This window comes from Nitrosomonas nitrosa, assembly GCF_003051105.1.
Lineage (GTDB): Bacteria > Pseudomonadota > Gammaproteobacteria > Burkholderiales > Nitrosomonadaceae > Nitrosomonas > Nitrosomonas nitrosa.
The window spans coordinates 12,289-34,145 of record NZ_QAOO01000004.1 but is presented as its reverse complement, the minus strand read 5'-3'; the positions used below and the strand labels follow the sequence as shown (position 1 = coordinate 34,145).

Annotated in this window: 17 protein-coding genes and 1 pseudogene; 17 read left to right on the top strand and 1 reads right to left on the bottom strand. The window is 48.5% G+C overall.

Features of this window, described 5'->3' with window-relative positions:
* Nucleotides 1-16: 16 nt before the first annotated feature.
* Nucleotides 17-484: a hypothetical protein gene (locus tag C8R30_RS02720; RefSeq protein ID WP_090668304.1), complete on the top strand. Its 468-nt coding sequence runs from the start codon at nt 17-19 to the stop codon at nt 482-484.
* A gap of 25 nt (nt 485-509) precedes the next feature.
* Nucleotides 510-1,853, top strand: coding sequence for a hypothetical protein (locus C8R30_RS02715; protein ID WP_090668301.1), 1,344 nt, complete (start codon nt 510-512; stop codon nt 1,851-1,853).
* A gap of 317 nt (nt 1,854-2,170) precedes the next feature.
* On the opposite strand, the gene C8R30_RS02710 is transcribed toward C8R30_RS02715, so the two are convergent.
* Nucleotides 2,171-2,644 carry a hypothetical protein gene (locus C8R30_RS02710; protein ID WP_090668298.1) on the bottom strand — a complete coding sequence of 158 codons (474 nt, stop codon included), beginning with the start codon at nt 2,642-2,644 and terminating at the stop codon, nt 2,171-2,173.
* A gap of 127 nt (nt 2,645-2,771) precedes the next feature.
* On the opposite strand from C8R30_RS02710, the gene C8R30_RS02705 reads away from it, so the two are divergent.
* From C8R30_RS02705 to C8R30_RS02635, 15 genes and pseudogenes are all read left to right on the top strand, one after another.
* Entirely contained in the window at nt 2,772-5,513 is a 2,742-nt protein-coding gene (locus C8R30_RS02705) for a PD-(D/E)XK nuclease family protein (RefSeq protein WP_107789496.1), read from the top strand.
* On the top strand, nt 5,467-8,937 hold the full coding sequence (locus C8R30_RS02700) for a UvrD-helicase domain-containing protein (protein WP_219908812.1): 3,471 nt from the start codon (nt 5,467-5,469) through the stop codon (nt 8,935-8,937). The genes C8R30_RS02705 and C8R30_RS02700 overlap by 47 nt, the downstream gene beginning before the upstream one ends.
* 288 nt (nt 8,938-9,225) lie before the next feature.
* A complete protein-coding gene (locus C8R30_RS02695) occupies nt 9,226-9,627 on the top strand; it encodes an HI0074 family nucleotidyltransferase substrate-binding subunit (protein WP_107789494.1) in 402 nt (133 codons plus the stop codon).
* Complete coding sequence (locus tag C8R30_RS02690) at nt 9,606-9,974, top strand: nucleotidyltransferase domain-containing protein (RefSeq protein WP_107789493.1); 369 nt, start codon at nt 9,606-9,608, stop codon at nt 9,972-9,974. Before C8R30_RS02695 ends, C8R30_RS02690 begins: the two co-directional genes overlap by 22 nt.
* Nucleotides 9,975-10,012: 38 nt before the next feature.
* Nucleotides 10,013-11,458, top strand: a complete 1,446-nt coding sequence (locus tag C8R30_RS16365; protein WP_107789492.1) for an SEC-C metal-binding domain-containing protein — start codon at nt 10,013-10,015, stop codon at nt 11,456-11,458.
* A gap of 396 nt (nt 11,459-11,854) precedes the next feature.
* Nucleotides 11,855-12,019: pseudogene (locus tag C8R30_RS02680) on the top strand (WCX domain-containing protein); the annotation flags it as partial.
* A gap of 51 nt (nt 12,020-12,070) precedes the next feature.
* Nucleotides 12,071-12,328 carry an HIRAN domain-containing protein gene (locus C8R30_RS16070; protein ID WP_218143440.1) on the top strand — a complete coding sequence of 86 codons (258 nt, stop codon included), beginning with the start codon at nt 12,071-12,073 and terminating at the stop codon, nt 12,326-12,328.
* Between the two features lie 209 nt (nt 12,329-12,537).
* Entirely contained in the window at nt 12,538-13,485 is a 948-nt protein-coding gene (gene cas1f, locus C8R30_RS02670; RefSeq protein ID WP_107789490.1) for a type I-F CRISPR-associated endonuclease Cas1f, read from the top strand.
* 251 nt (nt 13,486-13,736) lie between these two features.
* Complete coding sequence (gene cas3f, locus C8R30_RS02665) at nt 13,737-17,099, top strand: type I-F CRISPR-associated helicase Cas3f (protein ID WP_107789489.1); 3,363 nt, start codon at nt 13,737-13,739, stop codon at nt 17,097-17,099.
* Between the two features lie 32 nt (nt 17,100-17,131).
* Nucleotides 17,132-18,382, top strand: a complete 1,251-nt coding sequence (gene csy1, locus C8R30_RS02660) for a type I-F CRISPR-associated protein Csy1 (protein ID WP_107789488.1) — start codon at nt 17,132-17,134, stop codon at nt 18,380-18,382.
* Nucleotides 18,379-19,278, top strand: coding sequence for a type I-F CRISPR-associated protein Csy2 (gene csy2 / locus C8R30_RS02655; protein WP_219908811.1), 900 nt, complete (start codon nt 18,379-18,381; stop codon nt 19,276-19,278). Before csy1 ends, csy2 begins: the two co-directional genes overlap by 4 nt.
* A gap of 2 nt (nt 19,279-19,280) precedes the next feature.
* Nucleotides 19,281-20,306, top strand: coding sequence for a type I-F CRISPR-associated protein Csy3 (gene csy3, locus C8R30_RS02650; RefSeq protein WP_107789487.1), 1,026 nt, complete (start codon nt 19,281-19,283; stop codon nt 20,304-20,306).
* A gap of 3 nt (nt 20,307-20,309) precedes the next feature.
* A complete protein-coding gene (gene cas6f, locus C8R30_RS02645; RefSeq protein WP_107789486.1) occupies nt 20,310-20,954 on the top strand; it encodes a type I-F CRISPR-associated endoribonuclease Cas6/Csy4 in 645 nt (214 codons plus the stop codon).
* 141 nt (nt 20,955-21,095) lie between these two features.
* Nucleotides 21,096-21,323 (top strand): AbrB/MazE/SpoVT family DNA-binding domain-containing protein, encoded by a 228-nt coding sequence (locus tag C8R30_RS02640; protein ID WP_090668268.1) that lies wholly within the window; start codon nt 21,096-21,098, stop codon nt 21,321-21,323.
* Nucleotides 21,324-21,417: 94 nt separating this feature from the next.
* Nucleotides 21,418-21,735, top strand: coding sequence for a type II toxin-antitoxin system VapC family toxin (locus tag C8R30_RS02635; RefSeq protein ID WP_218143439.1), 318 nt, complete (start codon nt 21,418-21,420; stop codon nt 21,733-21,735).
* Nucleotides 21,736-21,857 lie beyond the last annotated feature (122 nt).

The following is a 21,857-nucleotide window of genomic DNA, read 5'->3' as shown; positions in this document are numbered from 1 at the left end:
GCTACGAGGTGAGAAAATGAAAACGACTGCTTTTTATCAAAAATCTATCAGCAGCATATTTTTTCTTGCGCTATTGAGCGCTGCCAACTCAATTATGGCGAAAGATATGTCAGAAGAGGCTATTTTGAGTCATTTTGCGACGTGGCCGCGCGCTACCGATGAAGAACTGGAACAGTTGAGGGGAGGGTTCATTCTTCCGAATGGCGTACATGTCGATTTAAGTCTGGTAAAATCGATTTATCTGAATGGCGTAGAAACGTTCTCGTCTTCCTTCAAGTTTCCTGACGATGGGTTGGTATTGCAGAATATGGGGGTTGACTTAGGGGCTTCGGCATTGAGCTCCGTCATTCAGAACAACCTTGATAATCAGTTAATCAGCGCGATTACAGAGCTCAATGTGACTATCAGTAATTTGAAGGCACTCGATTTGACTAATGACACCAGTCGAGTGTTTACCGATTTTATTGTGCCGGGTGTGCGTTAATTATTTGTGGAGAAAACAACCTGGAATGAAAAGATGCAAAGAGGGGAAGAAATATAGCACTAGCGTGATTACCCAATCACTAGTTTTAGGCGCTTCCCTTTTTCTTGTCAGTGGGAGCTATGCTCAAACTGAAAAACCAGAGGATGTTCTTGAACAGTATAAAAAACTCTTTACCGAGCAGCAAAAAGAATTCGAGAAGCAGCGGCAAATAATTTTAGAGCAAGGCAAGGAAATCGAGCAATTAAAAGCGCGTTTGGATGCGCTCTCACCAGGGGAACCTGACGAAGCCAAAGCTGCCAGCAAGCCTCCAACTCAGCCTGCCGTTTCAGAAGCACCACCGCGACCTGATCGGGTTGCAAACAACCAACCCGTGGAACAACCGCCGATCCAGGTGCCTACGGGGCCAGTCGGACAGGCCCCTCCTCAGTCGAAAGAAGAACCCAGACCCCCCGAAATGCCAAGGTTGAGCGAGACAGTGGGTGGAGTGTTAACCCGAAAAGGTAAGATCGTCCTCGAACCCACATTGGAATATGCTTTTTCTAGCAATAACCGGGTATTCTTGGATGCTTTTACGTTCTTGCCGGCTATTGCCCTCGGTCTGATCGATATTCGCCAGGTTGATCAGCATAACCTGATGGCAAGTGTTGGTGCGCGCTATGGTGTAACCGATCGCTTTGAAGTGGAAGTCAGGGTGCCTTATCGTTTTCGTTTCGATGAGCAGCGTTCACGGCCGGTTAGTATCGGTGCGGGCATTGATGAATCTTTCAATGCTTCCGGCAACAGTATCGGGGACATCGAATTCGCCGGTCGCTACCAACTTAATTCTGGACGAGGGGGGTGGCCAATTCTGGTTGGTAATCTGCTGGCAACGATACCCACGGGCAAGAGTCCATTTGACGTCAATTTCGAGCCAGCCCAAGGTGTACCTGGGGCCGTATATCCTACCGAGGTACCGACCGGGGTAGGTTTTTTTAGCGTGCAACCGAGCGTAACAGCGTTATATCCTACCGATCCGGCAGTCTTCTTTGCTAATCTCAGCTACTTCTATAACGCAGCCACCAAAGAAAACATTGGTAAAGTCGATCCAGGCGATGCCGTCGGTCTTACTTTCGGCATGGGGTTTGCCATTAATGAGCGGTCCTCGTTTAACCTCGGTTATTCACACAGGCATGCTTTTAATTCCACATTGGAACGGCCCGCATTGGGACGGGACAAAATCAAAGGCAGTCAATTAGATATCGGGCAATTGTTGCTAGGATATTCGTTCAGATATAACAACCGTACGACCTATAATTTGTCGCTCGCAGTGGGAACAACCGATGATGCGCAGGATGTCAGGATTAATTTCAGAACGCCTATCACGTTCTAGGATGCTGTCCAAGAATAGACTGATTTACTGCAGCCAACCAATCTCACCCTCGCTACGATCGCTATTCTCGGACAGCCTTAGTGATAGTTCCAGTATGGGCGGGTAAATAAGCCCGATTGAGTAAATGTTGACCAGATGTAGCACTGCCATAAACGTCTGCATTTGCGTAGATTTTCTGTCAGTGCCTGCTCTCTTTAAGGCTTAAGCGATTGAAGGGTTGGCGTTCTAAACGGGTCGTATTGTGTTTTAAATTTACGTGCATTGAATAGCGTAGCAATCAATGAAGAAAAAACACGACCATCAATCAAATAGGCTTCTTAATAATTCACACATTGGTTTTTGTCAGGATTGACGGCGCAAGACCACGTGAGCTGACGGATGCCGGCGGCGTTATTAAAGAGATATTCGGCTTTTTGCATCTTGAGCTGCTCGGCCGAGGGGGAGACTTTTTCGGGTATGAAACGTTCCTGCGTCCAGAATCTGATACGACAGAAATCGGTTGCTTTACCGCAGATTTGATGCATGGCCGCTCCATAGACGGATCTATCCATTTCTTTGGATTGGTCGACCAGTACCATATGCACAAACTTACCTGAATTTCCCATCTCCACGATACGGACGACTCGCCAACCCTGCCCGCTTGGCAATGTGTTGGTTGATTCTGAAGCAGCCGCTTCAACTGTGGAAGTTTCAGAGGATTCGGCTGCTTCTGTATGCTCATCAGATAGCGCCTGAACAGACCATGATAAAATCGCTGTAAGGAATATACTGCTGATCAAATTTTTTTTCATTCGTTCTCCTGGTATTCTTCTCTTTTATGTAAAGGTGTTTCGGTTCGTAATTCTACCTATTTCAACATGATATGAACAGTCAGCACTTGGCGGTGGATTTTTTACAAGAAAGGGCAGGCTACCCCTTATGACGGATTTCCGACTCGATTTGTGCAAGGTGGACGAAGATACACTGCTTGCTTTGGCGAGCCAAGGTATCAGCATCCTGACCGGGAATCGACGATTGACTCATGTACTTCGTCATCACTTTGATCAGGCCACTGCCAACGATGGCAAGACAGTACGGCCTACACCGGATATTTTACCGTGGAACAGTTGGCTGCACCGCCTGTGGGAAGAGGTGCTCGTGTCGGGAATATTGGCCGATGAGTATGGCCAGCTTTTGACGCTTCAACAAGAGTATGTCATTTGGCGGGGCTTGATTGGTGCTGATCTTGATTTCCGGCCCATGAGCAAAACGGCTTCGCAAGTACAAGAAGCCTGGCAGTTATGCCATGAATGGCGCTTGCCCTTGCATGAATCGCTTTTTCAATATAACGAAGACAGCCGTTTATTCTGGCAATGGCAGTCCTCATTTCAACGTATCCAACAAAAGGGCTGGCTATCGACTACATGCTTGCCGGATCTGCTTTGCCAGTGTTTTGAGCGTGGGTTATTGCCTGCACCCGATAAATTAGTGCTGACCGGTTTTGATGAATTGCTGCCGCAGCAGTTGACCCTGCTGGAAACACTGATACGAGCAGGTTGCAATGTTGAGTGGTTACAATTGCAGCCGAAACCGAGTCAAGTGACTCAGATCGCCTGCGCTGATCGTCATCAGGAAGCGTTACTGATGGCGCGCTGGGTACGGCAGAAGCTGGCGGATAATCCTCAGGCGCAAATAGGCGTCGTGGTGCCCGAACTGGCTGCGCACCGCGAAATCATCGTGCATGCATTGGATCAAATATTGATTCCGCAAGTTTTCCATCCTGGGCAGCCGGATCAGGCGCGGCCCTACAATATCTCGTTTGGTAAACCTTTGAGTGCTTTTCCGTTGATCACGGCTGCGTTGAAACTGCTGAATCTGTTTAAACCTGCGATTAGCCTGCAAGATGGTTACCCCTTATTCCACTCGCCATTTATTGCAGGCTGGGAGCAAGAATCGAGCGCGCGTACCTTGTTGGATGCACGGCTGCGCGAAACGGGTGAACCCAGCACATCGATCGACACCCTCCATTTTTATGCTTCACAACCGAATCGCCGCTACACCTGCGTTGTGCTGGCGAAGAAACTCGATGCGTTGAGATCGTGGTTGCGAATTTGCCCAAGAAAAGCGCATCCTGGACAATGGGCGCGAAATTTTGCGCACATGCTCAAGCTGATCGGCTGGCTCGAGGGGTACCGGTTATCGAGTGAAGAATATCAAGTGGCCGAAGCTTGGAATGCGGTATTGGCAGAAATGGCCGCGCTGGATTGGGTGATGGGTACCCTATCCGTGTCTGAGGCGTTGAGTCAGCTCGGGCAGATGGCCAGAGAACGCATTTTTCAACCGCAGACTGGCGAGGCGCCTATTCAGGTGCTGGGCCCTCTGGAGGCACAAGGTGTTCAGTTCGATCATTTATGGATGATGGGATTGCATGATGGCGTATGGCCGCACCCACCCCGCCCCAACCCCTTCATACCCCTGCCGCTTCAACGTAAGCATGGATTGCCGCATTCGAGCGAACAACGCGAATTGTCTGTTACCCGCATGCTGACGCAACGCATCGTTACCAGTGCCGATGAGGTGATCGTCAGTTACCCGCGGCAAGAGGGTGACGAGACCTTGCGAGCCAGTCCCTTGATCAAGTCTTACCCTTCTTTGGCAGTGGACGCCCTTTCCGTGAGTTCGATTGCCTTATGGCGCGATTGCGTACATCACGCTGCGCAATTGAGCGAGTGGCCCAGCGATGATGCACCGCCGCTGTTACAGATAACAGCGGGTGGCGGCAGCCGTATCTTCAAGCTACAGGCTGCATGTCCTTTTCGGGCATTTGCTGAATTACGTCTGGGCGCAACCTCCTTGGGCGAGCTTCAAATCGGCTTGAACGCCATGGCGAGAGGTACGCTGCTACATCTTGCCATGGAGAAAGTATGGGGTAAGCTGGATTCGCATGCGCAGCTCACGGCGCTACCGGATGATCAGCTCAGTACGCTGGTATTGGAGCAGGTCGAAATGGCCGTCGATGAACTGGCGCCCCGTTACCCGCAAACATTCACCCGGCATTTCCGCGCCATGGAAATCGAGCGGCTGCATGGTCAGGTACTGGAATGGTTAGTGCTTGAAAAAAAACGCCCGCCTTTCCGGGTCATCGAAAAAGAACGGAAGTATAGCGTAACCGTAGGAAAACTTGGTATTCAGCTTAAAGTTGATCGTATCGATGAAATTGCCGATGGCCGCCGATTGATCATCGATTATAAAACGGGAAAAGCCGAATCCAACCGGTGGTTCGGGAATCGCCCCGATGAGCCACAATTGCCGCTGTACAGTTTGATTGCCGAAGAAGCGCTCGCAGGTATTACTTTTGCCCAGATCCGGGCAGGCAACATGGTATTTCAGGGAATCGGAGTGGAGGAGGGGATTGTTTCAGGTATGAAATCTGTCGAACAGCTTGCACAAGCGCGCGAGTTCGGGGGATGGCCGCAGCTTCGGGCACACTGGCAAGCTACGCTGGAAGCACTTGCCGACAGTTTTTGCCGTGGCGAGGCAGCAGTCGATCCCAAACAATATCCCGTGACCTGCGCCTCGTGCACATTGCAGCCGCTATGCCGCATCAACGAACTGACCGTACTGGATGAAGCCGATGGCGACAGGGTGGAAGGGGGGATGGATCTTGGCACGAATGTCTGAGGTTGCCGACCAGGCAGAACGGCTGCGCGCGCTCGATCCGCAGCAATCCTTTATCGTTCAGGCCCCTGCCGGTTCAGGTAAAACCGGCTTGCTGACTCAGCGCTTTCTGGTGCTGCTGGCAGGCGTGGATTCACCTGAAGAAATCGTGGCAATTACCTTCACCCGCAAGGCGGCCAGCGAAATGCGCCAACGGATCTTGCTCGCGTTGACCACAGCACGGGATACGACGCCACCGGTTGACGAATACGCACGGCAAACCTGGCTGCTTGCCCAGCGCGTGCTGACGCGCGATCAAGCTGAGGATTGGCGTTTGCTCGAGAATCCGGCGCGTTTGCGCATCCAGACGATCGATTCACTCTGTGCCCAGTTGGTCAGTCAAATGCCGGTTTTATCCGGTTTCGGCGTGTTGCCGTCGATTGCCGAGGATGCCTTCGATCTTTATCAGGACGCTGCCCGGCAAACGATCGAAGCGGTGGAATCGGATGGTGAGTGGTCCGATGCCATAGCGCACTTGATCGCGCATTTGGATAATCAACTGGATAAATTGCAACAATTGATCGCAAGCATGCTCGCGCGCCGCGACCAATGGTTGGTTTATCTTGCCGATCCTCATGCTGAAGGTCTCATGCGCCATCAACTGGAAGCAGGACTGGCCGAGTGGGTGACCAACGCCTTGCAAGCACTCGTTGAGCAAGCCGCCGCCGTTAATTATCAGGAAATTGTCGCCTTGGCAAAATTTGCTGCCAATCAGCCTGAGACGAGCGATTCACTGCTCGCGCCGTGCCAGAATATGGAGGCTTTACCTGGTAGTCAAACCAACGACCGTCCGCAATGGGAAGCGCTCGCCTCGCTGCTGCTGACCAGCAAGCGTGAGGTACGAAAAAAAGTCACCAAAAAGGAAGGGTTTCCGTCACCAAGTGAGATAAAAGACCCAGTAGAAAAAGCACGCTGTCGCGACATGAAGCAACGCATGGAGGCTTTGCTGCAAGCTCTTGCGGAGGCGCCGGAATTTATTATGCGATTGGCCGAGGTACGGGATCTTCCCGCGCATTGCTATCGCGAAGCGGAATGGGAAACGTTAGAAGCTTTGTTCACTTTGCTCAGGGTAGCGGCGGCCAATCTGGAATTGACGTTTTTGCAGACTGGGCAAGTTGATTTTCCCGCACTGACATTGGCCGCTATCCGGGCTCTGGGTAAGCCCGACGCGCCGACCGATCTGGCGCTGGCGCTCGATTACCGTATCCAGCATTTGTTGATAGATGAATTTCAGGACACTTCGTTTAACCAAGCAGAACTGCTGAAACGGCTAACCGCAGGGTGGCAGCCAGACGATGGCCGCACCTTGTTTCTGGTGGGGGATCCCATGCAGTCTATCTACCGTTTCCGACAGGCCGAGGTCGGACTATTTCTTGAAATCCGCGATCAGGGCGCGTTTGGCCACATTCCGCTCGCGTTTTTACGCCTATCTGTCAACTTTCGCTCCCAGCAAGGGATCGTCGATTGGATCAATCGGCATTTCCCGGCCATTTTGCCGTTGGAAGATGAGATTTCTTCAGGAGCGGTATCTTACGCACCCTCGGTCGCATTTCATGCGCTTTCAGCAATTGATGCGGTGACTTTTTATCCTTCATTAGGACGAGATGAGAAGGCCGAAGCGCAACAAATCGTCTCTATCGTGCAGCAGGCAAAAACTGCTTATCCCCAGGGAACCACCGCGATCTTGGTTCGCAACCGCTCTCACCTCATAGGCATCATCGCTCAACTCAAGCAAGCCAATTTACGTTTCCAGGCGGTCGAGATCGAGCGGCTAACCCACCGCCCCGTGATCCAGGACTTGCTCGCACTGACACGGGCCTTGTTGCATCATGGTGATCGTATTGCCTGGCTGGCATTGCTGCGGGCGCCTTGGTGCGGACTGACTTTGCAGGATTTGCACAGTTTGGCAGGAGGAGATTTACAGCAGACCATCATCGATCTGCTGCGGCAAGCGCCCCAGCACGCGCAACTCAGCGCAGATGGTCGGCAGCGGCTTGATCGCGTGCTTCCCGTCATTGAAAGTGCAATTATTCAGCACGCCAAACGTTCTTTGCGCAGGAACGTCGAAGGCACCTGGATTGCGCTGGGTGGCCCCGCTTGCGTGACAGATCAAACCGATCTCGATGATGCGGAAGTCTATTTTCAGCTGCTGGAAAAATTGGAGGAAGCCGGTCAATTGCCGGATATCCAGACGCTCCATGAGCATGTCGGCCGGCTCTATGCCTTGCCGGATGTGATGGCCGATGGCTCGCTGCAGCTCATGACGATACACAAAGCGAAAGGGTTGGAGTTCGATACGGTTATTTTGCCTGGACTGGGCCGGAAGGGTAAGCATGAGGATCCCCAATTGCTGAACTGGCTGGCGTATCCATCCAAATCGGGTGATCCTGCTTTGCTGCTTGCGCCCATCAGCGCAGCCGGTGAGGAGACCAATCCCATTACGGCTTGGTTGCGAAAGCTCGATCGTGCGAAAAGTAATCAGGAAGAGAGCCGGTTGCTTTATGTGGCAGCCACCCGCGCAAAACATCGCCTGCATCTGTTCGGGCATGTCAATCACACGGATTTGACGGCGCAGGAAATCAAATCTCCTCCCGACAATTGCTTGCTGGCACGGCTATGGCCGGTCGCCAGACCACAGTTCCAGGCACTGCTCGGCATCCAGGCGAAGGAACAAGAACAAGATTCGGGAAAAAGTGCCTCGCAAGAGCTGCCTGCGCAGTCAGCGCTCATACCGGCAAAACGATTCCGCCTAGCTACAGATTGGCACCCTTCGCCTCCGCCTGATTCAATCAATGTGGTCATCGCTGCGTCGCGTCCAATCACGGAAGATTCGATCGAATTTGACTGGGCGGGAGAAGCCGCTCGCCAGATTGGTACCGTGATGCACCGATTGTTGCAATACATTGGGCGGGTGGGCATCGAGCAGCTTAGCCCGCAGGATTTACCTCGTCTGGAACGTGCCGGCCAAGCCTTGCTGATACAAAGCGGAATGGCGCGCGCTGACATCGACCCGGCCATCGCGCAATTGGCGAACGCACTCAAAAAACTGTGGGAAGATGAAAAAGGCCGATGGATATTGAGCGGACAACATGCCGACGCGCACTGCGAATGGGCGCTGAGTGGTCTACGCGAAGCGGGGATCGATCATATCGTCATGGACAGAGCCTTTGTCGATGCAGCTGGAATACGCTGGATCATCGATTACAAAACAGGCACGCACATGGGAGGAGATATCGAAGCCTTTCTCTCGCGTGAACAACAACGCTATCGTCCGCAATTGGAACGCTACGCCGGCTTGGTGCAACAAATGGAGCAGCGGGCTATCCGACTGGGACTGTACTTCCCAATGATCGGTGCATGGCGGGAATGGGCGTTTTGGGATGAATAAACAATTTGTAGGTCATTTTTCTGGGTGATACAAAATAGGTATCAGCCAGAATCGCTTGAAAGATTATGGGCTGCACGCCTCAAAATTCGTCATCTATACTTTCTACTCGCTGGGCTGGATGAGGGATGAAAAAAACCGAATTTTGAGGTGCGATGAGTATAAATGAGCAAGTTGAATCGTTAGAATGTGTTTGTTATAAGCTCATTTAGCCAGCTTCGTTGAATGCTAAACAATTAAAACGATGTACTGAACGTAGCTTTTCACGCATCAGTTGCGCAAGGAGAATTTATGTACCGGGACCGACTGCAAGAACGAATAGCGGACTATCTCAAGGCTGTGCGCCAATTGGAGAAAGCTGTACGTCAACCCGAGGATGAGTTCATTCGTGATTCGGTTATACAACGTTTTGGGTTTACCTATGAACTGGCATGGAAAATGCTTAAATTGCAGTTGGAAGCCGAAGCCATTATGGCCGCAACCCCGCGGCAAGTACTGCAAGAGGCTCTGCAAGCTGGGTTTATGCACGACGGGAATGCATGGAGCCAATTACAAAGCCGCCGTAATTTGACCAGCCGTACTTACGACGAAACGCTGGCAAAGGAGATTTATCAATATATCGTGAAGCAAGGGCTGCCTTTGTTTCAGCAGTTGGCAGCGGAAGTCGGCACATGGCAAACAAAGCTACCCTGACTTTTGGATTGGCGCCCGATATTATCGCAGACTTCCACCGGGTCTTTATGCATTATCCAGAGATAAACCGTGTGCTTATCTTCGGTTCGCGAGCTAAAGGGATAAATAAGGACAGCTCTGACATTGACATGGCAGTCATCGCCCCGACCATGGACCATGAAACGTTTAATCATTTATGGCGTGCCATTGATGATTTACCCTTGATATTTAAAGTTGATCTAGTGCACTGGGACAAGTTGACCAATGCGCGATTCAAAAACAAAATTCAGATGGAGGGACGGTTGTTCTATTCCCGTGAGCAACAATCAAAAGGTGGTAATGCAGATAGTTTTCAAACGAGCTGTTAGCATGATTGGCTAGAACATTGTATTCAAAAGGATGTGATATGAAAGCAGGACGCAATGATCCATGCCCTTGCGGGAGTGGAAAAAAATACAAGAAGTGCTGTATGGGAAAAGACGAAGTGGTGAATCAAGAGACTTTCTTCTGGCACAGGGTGAAACACGCGATTCAGGATATGCCCGAGAAGCTGCTGAAATTTACTGAAAAACAGTATGGACGAGATGCTTTATTGCAAGCCTGGGATGAATTCATCTTTCTGGAGGATGAAGATTTTTCGGTTAAATCTCCGCACTTGCAAGTGTTTATGCCCTGGTTCTTTTTCGATTGGCTGCCATTTCATGCTGAAGCAGCCGATGAAGAAAGCGAGTTGCGTCCAATCGCTCAATTGTTTCTGGAGAAACAGGGTCATCAGCAAGACCCGTTGCTGGTGCGCTACCTCGAGCAATGCTGTGCGGCCCCTTTCAGTTTTTACGACATTCTTTCGGTGCGCCCGGGAGAGGGCTTTGTTTTACGCGATATCTTTACCGGAGAGGAGCTGGATGTCACTGAACACTCTGGTTCTCGCCATGCGCAGGCAGGCTATATCCTGTTTGCCAAAGTGGTCAAAATCGATAACTTGGCCCTACTGGAAGGCAGCGCGTCGCTATTGTTTCCGCCTACCGAAAAATTCAGCATTCTTGAATTACGCCAGGAAATTGAAGATGAATGTGGTTCGCTAGACCCGATTACTCTTAAGGATTTCGACGATGAAATGCTGCAGATTTATCATGAAATATACTACCGGCTCCATCATCCCAGCATGCCGCGACTGCAAAACAGTGAGGGCAGCCCCTTGTTGTTTCAGCAGCTGATCTACGATATCCCGTCACCGCAAGTTGCATTTGATGCGTTGAAATCTCATGTTAATGATATGCGGGAGGATGAATTACTGGCCGATGCGCAATTCAGCCCGGAGGGAGAATTACGTAGCGTCGAATTACCCTGGCTCAAACAAGCCGATGGCAACGACCCATCCCTAGGCAAGAGCGTGCTTGGGCATATCAAGATCGAAGGAAAGCAGCTCACTGCCGAAGTCAATTCAGAAAGCCGCGCCCTAAGGTTCCGCCAGCTCATGGATAAGTTGCTGCCAACGGCACATTACAAAACCAGCGTCATCGAATCCCCTCAAGCGATGCTCGCGCAGGCAAAAAAAGGGAGCAAAACAGCGCATGCCAAGCAGCATCGGGAAGATTTGGATCAACTGCACGCCCACCCCGAAGTGCAGGCACAGATAACAGAAATATTACGCGAGCATTATCGCCGATGGCCGGAAGAAAAGCTCCCAGCGCTGAAGGGAAAAACACCGTTACAAGCGATCAAAACCAAAGATGGCAGGGAAATGGTCGAAGCCCTGATCCGCGACTTCGAGCTGAGTAATCAGCATGCAAAACCCCCCATCGATCCCGCCATTTTCACCGAACTGCGCGAGCGGCTCGGGTTGAAAGAATGAATCCGCAAATTTAAAGGCTCTTTTGGTAAAAAGCACAAAGAATCATGCCATGAATAGACGAAAGTCAGCTATATCCTCATCTAACTGATATCGAACATGACCCCATCATCTATGGCCTAGCAAGAAAAGACGCCATTCAAATTCAGAATTAACGGCTAAAAGGGCAGGGATTTGGCCGTTTAGATCCAAGTTGCACCATGCTGTAATAAAAGCAAACACGTTTGCCCGGCACGGACCACCTGTAATACATGGATAGGTTACATCAAATATTTTTTTCTGTGCGCTACTCTGTGGCGTGGTGGCAATTTGAACAAAAATTTGGATGCTTAGCTGCGACGATCAAGTGAGTGGACTATGTTTACCCCGGTAGGAGGGTAAACGGCCGCGAATGGCAGCTATGAACTGCGCATCCCCTATGCCGACGCCAGCGAGCTGGTGATGGATATTCTGAAGCATGGTGCGGGGGTAGAAGTGTTAGAACTTGCCGATCTTCGCCAGGAAGTCATCCATCGATTGCAAGCAGCGCTGCAAAAATACAGTAGGGACAGGCTCAGATTTTGAGCCTGTGGGTAGGGATAATCGAATCAGACATTTTAGACAAGGAAAAAATTCATGTCGCGGCGCGTATTTCTGCAATCACTAGTGGCATTGCTGGGCGGAGTTGCGCTATCTGCAATGGCGCAAACAAAACCGAATTCGTTATTCAAACCGCCGGATGCCGATTGGAAAATCCTGCAAGTCTCACCGGTGGCGGGATTTCAATATTACCAGGGTGAGGCGCTGTGGCCGCAACTTGCCACCGGCCAGCCGATCCCGCTGATACGGGAAACCGGCAATCCATATGACAAACGCGCAGTGCGCATCGACTGACAGGGCAAAAAGCTGGGTTATATCCCGCGGATCGACAACGCCGCAGTAGCGCAACTGATGGACCGCGGCGAAACATTGTCAGCTTTGATAACAGGGTTGAAGAAAAGTAATAATCCGTGGGAGTGGATAGCGGTGGAGGTGAGATGGAAAGTGTGAGAGAACATCTTTACTTCACTGTTCTGAAATCAAGATAAAAGGTTGCGTAAAAAATGGAACAATTGACAGACCTGAAAGCGATATTACATTCCAAGCGGGCTAATATTTACTATCTCGAGAAATGCCGCATCATGCAGAAGGATGGACGGGTGCTGTATTTGACGGAAGCCAAAGACGAGCAGTTGTATTGGAATATACCGATTGCCAATACCACTGTCGTACTGCTGGGCACCGGTACATCAATTACACAGGCTGCGGTGCGCATGCTGGCCTCGGCAGGTGTGCTGATCGGCTTCAGCGGGGGCGGCGGCACGCCTCTGCTGATGGGAACAGAAATTGAATGGCTTACACCACAAAGCGAATACCGGCCCACGGAATATGTTCAAGGATGGTTAGCGTTCTGGTTCAATGAAACGCAGCGCCTGAAAGTCGCCAAACATTTCCAGTTGCTTCGCATCGAATATCTGCAAAAAGTTTGGGCCAAAGATAAGGATTTGAAAAATGAAGGTTTCTTTATTGACGATCTCGACATTCAGCAGGCATTTTCAGGTTATTCCAGCAAGGTAGAGCAAGCCGGTAACGTAACAGAATTATTACTGATTGAAGCGCAACTCACCAAAAACCTCTACAAATCCGCCGTCAGCCGCACCCAGCATAAAGACTTTGCTCGTAATTACGATGGCGCCGACAGCGCGAATGCCTTTCTGAATCACGGCAATTACCTGGCCTACGGCCTTGCCGCAAGTACGCTTTGGGTGCTGGGGATACCGCATGGTTTCGCCGTGATGCACGGCAAAACCCGCCGCGGTGCATTGGTGTTCGACGTGGCTGATCTGATCAAAGACGCCATCGTCCTGCCTTGGGCTTTCGTTTGTGCCAAGGAAAAAATGAGCGAACAGGAATTCCGCCAGCAAATCCTGCAAAAATTTACCGAACACAAAGCCATGGATTTCATGTTCGAGCGTGTTAAGGAAACTTGCATTAATTTTACTACGTTATAATAGGATGAAATTTATGCTAAGATTGCTCCAGTTAAATACTACCGGAGTCTCAATACGTGCTAAAGCGTATTCTTTGTTTTTTGATACTCATTTTGCTCTTTGTTTACTCGAGCTCGGCATATTAGCAAAACTATGATTAAATTCTCAGTACTGCTGTACAAGCAGCTTAGAAATATTAAAACGTTGTATTTACTGCCGCACAGGCAGCCTAATTTATATCTGTATCTCTCTACAACAAGGTTGACCATATTATGATGGTTACCTTCATCAGCCAATGCGAGAAAAAAGCGCTCAATCGCACCCGGCGGGTATTGGATGCCTTTGCCAACCGTATCGGCAACAACACCTGGCAAACCGTGATCACGGAAGAAGGTTTGATCGCTGTCAAAACCCTGCTGCGCAAAACTGCAACGAAGAATACTGCCGTTTCCTGCCATTGGATACGCAGCCGGAGTCGCAGCGAGTTGGTCTGGATTGTGGGGAATCGCAGGCGATTCAATGCACAAGGGATTGTTCCCGTGAATTCCACGGCTAAAAACCTGCTTAACAATCAATGGGAGAATAATTGGAGCTATTTACCCGCTATCAAGGCGTTGGTAGCTGTCTCTGCTTTGTTGCATGATTGGGGCAAGGCAACCGCTTTGTTTCAAACCAAACTCAAATCCGGAACCGCCAAGGGCGATCCCTTACGTCATGAATGGATTTCATGCCTGTTATTAAATGCCTTGGTTCGACATGCGGGTAATAGCGATGAAGCCTGGCTAAGCTTATTGCAATCGGGTGAATTGGATGAGCAAGCTTTAAAAACAATTGTCACGCAGAATGTTACCAAACCCTTGGCGGATTTACCGCCGCTGGCGCAAATGATTGCTTGGTTGGTGGTTTCTCATCATCGTCTTCCTTTCCGCGTAAAGCCAGAATATGAAAGTGTTTCAGAACGTGATCAAAGTTCTTATAAGAAGCGGGATACAGTTCAGCGAGTTTTGCAAAGCATCATGCCGGAGTGGGGTTATCAAAACAAATTCGACGAAACGGAGTATAAAAAACGCGTGGCCGATTGTTTTGAATTTCCCGATGGCTTGCTTTCTCAATCTTCGCAATGGCTCAAATACTTGAAAAAATGGTCAAACCGTTTATTGCAAGCGCAACCGCAAATTCAGCAATTACTCGACAATGGCGGCTATCGGTTGTTATTGCATCATGCGCGCTTGTGCTTGATGCTGGGCGATCATTATTACTCTTCCTGTCCGGCGGATAATGCTTGGCAAAGTTCTGTAACATTGTTCGCTAATACCGATGAAAAACGTAATTACAAACAAAAACTCGACGAACATCTGGTTCGTGTTTGTGAACATGCGTTGAGAATCAGTCAGACCTTGTCGCGTTTTTCATCGGAAATGGAGTCCGCCTACGATATTAAAGCGCTAAAACAAAAAAGCCCTGCCGGATTTGAATGGCAGGATAAAGCCGTTGAAAACATCAAACAATTCAAGACGCAACATGAGGCTTTGCAAGAGCAAGACTATGGTTGGTTTGTTGTGAATATGGCCAGCACCGGGTGCGGTAAAACCATTGCCAATGCCAAGATCATGCGCGCCTTGTCCGATGATGGTGAAAGCTTGCGCTACATTCTGGCTTTGGGATTGCGTACTTTGACACTGCAAACCGGTGACGAATACCGCTATCGTATTGGTTTGAAAAATGACGAACTGGCTGTTTTGATCGGCTCGGCAGCAGTTAAAGAGTTGCACGAGCAGATACAGACAAAGCAAGAGCAAGAACCGGTTTTTGAGGAATTAGGCGCGGAATCACTGGAACAATTATTAGAAGAAGATTTGGATTATGGCGATGCGCCTACCGCAGAATTTCTGGATGTGTTGTTTCCTAAAAAACAACCGAAGCTCGCTGAAAAACACAAAGCGTTTTTATATAAACCGGTACTGGCTTGCACCATTGATCATATCATTGCCGCCACCGAGACTTTACGTGGCGGGAAGTATATTCTTCCCTGCCTGCGGTTGCTGTCATCGGATTTAGTGATTGATGAGGTCGATGATTTTGACGGTACCGATTTGGTCGCCATCGGCCGCCTGATTCATCTCGCCGGTATGCTCGGAAGGAAAGTTATGATCTCCTCGGCCACTATCCCCCCGGCATTAGCGGAAGGTTTTTTTAATGCCTATCAGGCTGGATGGCAGTTGCACGTTCATTTCAAGCAAGCAAGCCCCGTAATTGCCTGTGTGTGGATTGATGAATTCACTGCCCGCGTGGAGCGAGTCGATCAAAGTGATGCAGAGAAGCGTTGCAGCCAGTATCAGAGCCTGCACCGGCAATTTATCGATAAACGGGTAGCCAATTTGCAGCAACAAGTGGTTAAGCGCAAAGCTTTTATCGTACGGTGCGACGATTTGCTCGCGGAAAAAAATGATGAATTGTCACGGCAACAGCGCTATTTTGAAAAAATCCGCCAGACTATTTGTCATCTTCATGGCAGTCATCATACGATTGATGAGAAAACCGGCAAGAAGGTGTCTTTTGGTGTCATCCGCACAGCGAATATTTCACCTTGTGTGGCGCTAACACAATTTTTACTAAAAGCCGAATGGGAAGAAGGTTGCGCACCCAGAATCATGGCTTATCACAGCCGACAGGTTTTGCTTTTGCGTCATGAACAGGAAAAGCACCTGGATAAGGTATTAAAGCGCAAGGAAAAACCCGGCAAAATACCGGAAGGATTAAAAGATCCACTTATTCGGCATCACCTTGATAAAACACATGCCGAGCATGTCATGTTTATCTTGGTAGCTACCCCAGTCGAAGAAATTGGGCGGGACCACGATTTCGATTGGGCAATCATCGAGCCGTCTTCCTTCCGCTCCATCATTCAATTAGCCGGACGCGTGCGACGACACCGGCAAGGCGGCGTCGAGCAAGCTAATATCGCTGTCATGCAATACAACCTGAATGCATTACGCCAGGATGACAGACCGGCTTATTGCCGCCCCGGTTACGAAACGGCGAAAACGCTACGGTTGACAACGCATGACCTTTGCCAATTGATCGATGAAACTGCTTTAAACCATGTAGTCAATGCCGTTCCCCGCATCCAGCAACCGGAATCCATACAACCCAACCAACGCCTGGCCGATCTGGAGCACCAGGCAATGCATCTGGCATTAACGCGATATGACCAGAAAGGCCCGCAATGCTTACAAGCATGGCTTAGCGAATGCTGGTGGCTGACTGCCGTGCCGCAACAACTGAACCGATTTCGTGAGAGCGAACCGGACATGAATTTGTATCTGGTTTTGCGAGACGGTAAAGCGGTGTTTTGTGAAAAGGACGAACGCGGCGAATTGATTTCTCGTCAATCAAGAAATGACATTACCAAACATGATGCAATGACGGAAACAATGCGTTCCAGGTTGTGGCTGGAAAGAGATTACCGGCAAGCATTGCTTGAACAGATTGATACCGAAAATCAATTCGATAATGACATTGAGCAGTTAATTGCAAAAAAATCGGAGCGCTATGGAGAAATTACGTTTCCCAAACGCGATAACAATGATCGCAAGTGGTTTTATTCGGATCAACTGGGTTTGTTTCAATTGTAAAAAGCGCAACGCAATTACATAGGAATCTTATTATGAATCAATATATTCAATCATTTTTTGAAGAACGAAAGGCAAACTGGTTGAAAGCTCGAGTAAAAACGTCAATGAGTGATGAGGAGCAAGGAAATCTTGTTGCGGAAGCAAATGAGAAATTTTCTCTGACTACTTGGCTGCCGGATGCGGCCAAACGTGCTGCTTGGTTATCGATAGTCAGTCACCCAGGAAAATTTAGCCATCCAAGCGCAAAAACAACTTCAATTATCGCAATAGGTAAATCAGGACAGGATGGCTATTTGCGAAGTGGTAATGTCGAATATGAGCTTGATGTGTTCGGTAACGCGGCGGCAATGGATGTATACAAATTTCTCACTTTACCAATGGGAGATGGACAAACAGTTTTGCAACACCTTGAACGCAATAGTGCGGAGATTCAAGCTTTATTGTCTGTATCAACTGCCAGTTATGAAAATTTGAAAGAAGGCTTTATTACAGTCAAACAAATAGATAATGAAAACAAAACTGATCAATTAGTCAAACAAGTCTATTTTCCAGTTAAAGAAAAGTATCACTTGCTTTCTTTGCTAACGCCATCCGGTTTGTTAACAAAATTGAAAGCGCAGATTGATGTTATGCGCTTTTCCGAAGCAATCCAGCAAGCCAGAGAATTTCGCAAAAAAAATGAGTATCACGAACATGGTTATGACGATTTGCTGGAGTTAACAGTTACTGCGTATGGCGGCACTAAACCGCAAAACATCAGCGTTCTCAATAATCAAAATGCTGGATTGGCCTATTTACTGCCAAGCATTCCCCCTACATTGCATCAACGCCAGATTCGACTCCCCACAAGCAATTTTTTTAGGAATAGCTTACGGCTGTGGCAGTTCCAGGAGAGTTTCCAGACCCTGGATCGTCTCATCAAATGCGGCATCAATAACAAGCCGATTCGAGACGGTATTCACAACACGCTTAAATTTTTGATTGATCAGGTTATGCAACGGGCTTTCCATATTCGGGCGACCGGTTCAGGTTGGTCGGAGGTGGAGTATTACCAAAATTTACCACTTGCTCAACGAATATGGCTGGATGATGCCAAGCTGGAACAGCGACAGAATCAAGATGATTGGTTGAAGGAAGTTGCAGCAGCTTTTGCCAGATGGCTATTGGATAGCCATGAGTATCTGCACAAAGACACTCAAGTGAAACTGAGTGACGACGAGTTGCTTGAAGTGAAAAAACTCATATTGGAAGCACTGGATAGCGATAAGGAGTTTTTCAAATGAACATGAGACGTTTTTTATTAATTCCGTACCTTAAAATTCACAATGCCAATGCCATGAGCAGTCCGTATACCATTGGCTTTCCGGCAGTGACAGCGTGGTTAGGAGCGGTGCATGCTTTGCAGCGGCATCTTCGCCAGCAAGACTTGAATGAGGTTGAGTTGATCGGTGTCGCAGTGAGTTGTCATCGATTCGATTTGCAAACTTACAAAGGGACGGGTGACTTCGTGCATTCGATTGTCGGAACGGCCAATCCATTGGATAAAGACGGCAGTCGCCCGGCTTTCGTCGAAGAAGCGCGCTGTCATCTGGAAGTTTCTTTGCTGGTCGAATTTCACGGGCTGGACAGTGATGATCATGATCGTTTTAAAAATTTAGTTGATGCCCAGCTTCAACGTATGAAATGGGCCAGCGGCGATGTATTGACCGTTAAGCCGGTTGAAGTCCTGCCGGTGGATGAAGATAACGAGCACGAAAAGAAAAAATTGCTCAATCGCTTGATGCTGGGGCATGTGTTGGTCGAACGCCGCGATTTGATGCGGAAAGCTATGCAGGAAGAAAACAAAGATGCTCTGGATGCATTGCTCGATCATTTAAAGATCATGCATCGCAGTACTCAGAATGAGAACGGTAAAGTCACCTGGAGCAGTCGGCGCAAAACGACGGGCTGGGTAGTGCCAATTGCCATCGGTTTTCAAGGCATTTCCGAGCTTGGCATAGCCAAAAATCAACGAGACCGGAACACACCGCACCGTTTTGCTGAAAGCGTGATCACATTGGGCGAATTCAAGATGCCTTATCGTATCACCAAATTGGACGACATGCTTTGGCAATACCGTGTTGTACCTGACCAAAACTTATATCTTTGTCAAACCTTATCATCAATCTATGGAGACTGAACATGGCTGTTAAAAACGACGCAACCGTATTGGCTTTTGAAAAGAAACTGGTATCTTCGGATGGCTATCTGTATGGCACAACATGGAATGAACGCCACCAGAAGGATAAAGCGATTGCATTGAAACTGAATGAAAAATCCGTGCGTGGCACGATTTCCAATCGATTAAAGCCAGCACTGCAGAGTGATCCATTAAAACTGAATGCTGAAGTGGAAAAACCTAATTTGCAAACTGTCGATGCTTGCGCATTAGGTGAGAATCAAGATACCTTGAAGCTTCATTTCACACTGAAAATTCTTGGTGGAGTAGAAAAACCTTCAGCCAGTAACGGCCCTAAGTTTAACGAGTCCTATCCGAAAGTTGCGCAAAACTACATCGAGCATGAAGGTTTTAAGGAATTATCCAGGCGTTATGCCACTAACATTGCCAATGGACGGTATCTATGGCGCAACCGGGTAGGCGCGGAAAAAATCGAAGTAATTGTCGATACCGGAAATGCTAAGACACTCACCTTTAACGCCAAAGACTTTGCACTAAATCGCTTCGATTCAAGTAATCCGGATCTACAAGAACTCGCAGATAAAATTGCCGAAGCATTATGCGGACGCTTGCCCTATCTACTCATCAGCATCGAAGCCTTTGCACTGGTCGGAAAAGCGCAGGAAGTTTACCCTAGCGAAGAACTGGTTTTAGACAAGGGCAAGGGTAGCAAAAGCAAAATCCTGTATGAAGTTAATGGTGTAGCGGCAATACACTCCCAGAAAATAGGCAATGCCTTGCGCACAATCGATACTTGGTATCCCGGCTATGACAGTTTGGAAATTGGTATTGGGCCAATCGCTATTGAACCTTACGGAGCCGTAACAAACCTTGGAAAAGCTTTTCGATCGCCTAAGGACAAAGCTGATTTCTATACTTTATTCGACAGCTTCGCATTGGGTGAATCGCTTGCCGATAAAACTCAGCAACATTACGTCATGGCTGTTCTGGTACGCGGCGGAGTTTTTGGCCAGAGTGGCAAGGACTAGACCATGAGGTGCTATCTGGAAATTACTTTGATTCCCAATGCAGATATCAATCGGCATTTCCTCTGGTCCAAAACCTTTCAGCAAATCCACCTTGGATTGGTTGAAATGCAGGATGATCAAAAACGCGTACCAATTGGTCTATCGTTTCCCGAGTACAAAATGGGTGAAAAATTCGGTGTCCTGGGCAGCAAGCTTCGGTTGTTTGCTCCGGACGAAGCTGCGCTGACACGGTTTGATGTCGCCAGACGATTAAGCCGCATGAGCGATTACGTGCATTGCACCGGTATCCGCCCAGTGCCAGACGCAGTCAAAGGTTATGCCGTTTATCAACGTGAACAACCTAAAACAAGCAAGGAGCGCTTGGCGCGACGCTATGCTAAACGGCACAACATGGATTATGAGGCTGCGTTGAATAGTAAAGTTGAATTGAGTGTAAAGCTTGAAGCAGGAATGAAATACGAGAAAACGTTGATGAGTTACAGCGAAATGCCCCATCAAACCATCCCGACACCGTTTATTCGGCTAAAAAGTTTGAGCAGTAGCAACACGTTTTGCTTATGGATCAAAAAAAGTGAAGTTGAAAATAGCAATGATGGAACGTTTACAACGTATGGTTTAAGCGCCACAGCAACCGTTCCCGAATTTTAGGTTTTGGCTGGTTTGGTTATCCATGTTAGCAACCTAAACACCTCGAATAAAATAGTTAATACGGCGCATTACGGATCAATCGACGCTACCCAATACAATTGCATAAACCCATACAAGTATTACTCATAACAGGAGAAAGCTATGCATGTTACCCGCAAAGGTCAAGTCACTATTCCGCAAAAAGTCAGAGAAAGCATGGGAATCATTCCGGCGGAAACTGAAGTGGATTTTTTACAGGACGAGCAAGGACGATGGTATCTGTCCAAAACCGAACCTGGCAAAGAAAAAGTCAGTCGTTTCAGGACCGCATATCAAAGCGCAAAATTAATTATGAGTACGGATGAAATCATGGCTTTAACTAGAGATTAGAGATGGCCTGCATTATGATCGATACCTGCATTGTTACGGATTTGGCTGATCCACTAGCCGATGGTTCGAATGGAGCGCATCTACACTTGAGCAATTGGATCGACAACACACTTTTATCATTAACCCAATTATTTATGCCGAATGCTCTGTCGGTTTTGAAACCATTGAAGAAGTGGAAGCTTTGTTTGAGCACTTGGGGTTTGCATTACAATCGCTGCCGAAAGAAGCGTTATTTCTGGCCGGTAAGGTTTTTCTCCAGTACAAAAAGAAAAAAGGCGTGAAAAGTAATGTCTTGCCAGATTTTCTAATCGGCGCGCATGCGGCGGTGTCCGGTTACCGGTTAATTACGCGTGATAAAGGACGGTTTAGCACTTACTTTCCGCATATAGAACTGATTATACCTGAATGCTGAAACTGGAAATCCAATGACGTGCAGACGAAACAGTGATAGCAATCCTCTGTTTTGCTCAACTACAAATACGAAAATCTTTAGAAGAATTGTAGCAAATTGCTACAATTGGCTTGCTTAACTTA